Origin of the sequence: Nocardioides sp. (assembly GCF_031422975.1) — a bacterium.
Taxonomy (GTDB): Bacteria; Actinomycetota; Actinomycetes; order Propionibacteriales; family Nocardioidaceae; genus Nocardioides.
In genome coordinates, this window is sequence record NZ_JANPEO010000476.1 from 1 (window position 1) to 2,131 (window position 2,131).

At 70.9% G+C, this 2,131-nt stretch carries 3 protein-coding genes; 1 reads left to right on the forward strand and 2 read right to left on the reverse strand.

All coding sequences use genetic code 11. The features are described from left to right. Together RMO85_RS14230 and hrcA are read right to left on the reverse strand one after the other, a co-directional pair. Positions 1–666: DnaJ domain-containing protein (locus tag RMO85_RS14230; protein ID WP_310529383.1), on the reverse strand; the 666-nt coding region annotated here is incomplete at its 3' end. Between the two features lie 6 nt (positions 667–672). Next, on the reverse strand, positions 673–1,701 hold the full coding sequence (gene hrcA, locus RMO85_RS14235) for a heat-inducible transcriptional repressor HrcA (protein WP_310529384.1): 1,029 nt from the start codon (positions 1,699–1,701) through the stop codon (positions 673–675). Positions 1,702–1,788: 87 nt separating this feature from the next. Between hrcA and RMO85_RS14240 the strand changes: the two genes are divergently transcribed. Further along, positions 1,789–2,131, forward strand: a 343-nt coding sequence (locus RMO85_RS14240; RefSeq protein ID WP_310529385.1) for an MBL fold metallo-hydrolase, incomplete at its 3' end; no start/stop codon positions are given.

Genomic DNA, 2,131 nt, shown 5'->3' on the forward strand with positions numbered 1-2,131 from the left:
GGGGATCTTCACCGTCAGCGTCCGACGCGAGCGGACCCGGCCGTCGCCCGAGCACTCGCGGCACGGGTCGGGGATGACCGAGCCGTAGCCGCGGCACGCCGCGCACGGGCGCAGCGTACGGATCTCGCCGAGGAACGACCGTTGCACCTGGGCGACCTCGCCGGCGCCGCGGCAGGTCTCGCAGATGATCGGCTCGGAGCCGGGCGCGGCCCCGACGCCGTGGCAGGCCGTGCAGACGACCGCCGTGTCGACCTTGAGCTCCTTGGTGGTGCCGAAGGCGGCCTCGGCGAGCTCCACGTCGAGCCGGATCAGTGCGTCCTGGCCGCGGCGTACGCGCTGACGCGGTCCCCGCCCCTGGCCGCCGGTGCCGGGCGCGCCGCCACCGAAGAAGGCGTCCATGATGTCGGTGAAGGAGAAGCCCTGCCCCTGGCCGAAGCCCGCGGCGCCGCCGGCGAACGGGTCGCCGCCACGGTCGTAGGCCGCCCGCTTCTGGGGGTCGGAGAGCACTTCGTAGGCGCGCGAGACCTCCTTGAACTTCTCCTGCGTCGCGGGGTCCGGGTTGACGTCCGGGTGCAACTGCCGGGCGAGGCCCCGGTAGGCCTTCTTGATCGCGGCGGCGTCGGCGTCCCGGGAGACTCCGAGCAACTCGTAGAGGTCAGATGACACGATTGCTCACTGCTGTCCTTCGTCGAGGATCCTGGAGACGTAGCGCGCAACAGCGCGCACGGCCGCCATGGATCCGGGGTAGTCCATGCGGGTCGGTCCGACGACGCCGAGCGTCGCCAACGCCTGGTCCGGGGGTCCGTAGCCGGTCGCCACGACGCTGGTCGAGGCGAGCTGGGAGTAGGGGCCTTCGTGGCCGATGCGCACGGTGACCGCGTCGCCCGTCGTGACCTCGCCGATCAGCTTGAGCAGCACGACGTGCTCCTCGAGCGCCTCGAGCAGCGGGCGCACCGCGGTGTCGAAGCTGTCACCGAACCGGGCAAGGTTGGCGGCGCCGGCGACCGCCACGCGCTCGTCGCTGCGGTGGTCGGACATGGCGTCCGTCAGCACGTCGACGAGGCTGCGGGTCAACGCCCGATCGGCGTGGGGCACACCGTCGGGCAGGGTGCTCAGGGCAGCGGCACCGTCGGCGATGCGCTTGCCCGCGGCTGCCTGGTTGAGCAGGATGCGCAGGTCGCCGAGCTGGGTGTCCGACATCTCGGACGGGATGTCCACGAGTCGTTGCTCGACCCGGCCGGTGCTGAGAATCAGGATCAGCATCACCCGCGTCGGGCTGATCGCGACGAGCTCGATGTGGCGCACGGTGCTGCGCGACAGCGTCGGATACTGCACGATCGCGACCTGCCGCGTGAGCGTGCTCAGCAGCCGCACCGAACGCTGGACGACGTCGTCGAGGTCGACGGCACTGTCCAGCAGGGTGGCGATGGCGCGCTTCTCGGCGGCGCTCATCGCCTTGACGGAGCTCAGCCGGTCGACGAAGAGCCGGTAGCCCTTGTCGGTCGGCACCCGGCCGGCGCTGGTGTGGGGCTGGTGGATGAAGCCTTCCTCCTCCAGCGCTGCCATGTCGTTGCGCACCGTGGCCGGCGAGACATTGAGCCCGTGCCGCTCGACCAGGGCCCGCGAACCGACCGGCTCCTCGGTGGCGACGTAGTCCTCGACGATGGCGCGCAGGACGGCGAGCTTGCGGTCCTCGACCATGGCGCCTCCTTCGTCGGCTCGGATGTCTCCTCTGGCACTCAGCGTGCACGAGTGCCAAGACTACTAGCCCTGCCTACAGTGACCGGCATGCCCGACTTCACCGAGGTGGCGCCGCGTGTCTGGGTCGCCCACTACGACTGGATGCACGTCAACATCACCCTCATCGGCGGCGACGACGGCCTGGTCATGGTCGACACCCACGGCTCCGAGCACCAGGCCCGGGTCATCGCCGACGACCTCCGCCGCCTCGGCGCCGGTCCCCTGACCGCGCTGATCAACACCCACAACCACTGGGACCACTGGTACGGCAACGACGTCCTCCTCACGGAGTACGGCGACCTGCCGGTCCACGCCACCGGGTTCGCGCTCGAGAAGATGGTCGAGACGCACGGCCGTCACGATGCCCACCTGGCCGAGCACCCGCGGGCCG

Excerpts from the sequence above, each read along its gene's own strand:
- hrcA (WP_310529384.1), bottom strand. The coding sequence starts at position 1,701 with ATGGTCGAGGACCGCAAGCTCGCCGTCCTGCGCGCCATCGTCGAGGAC.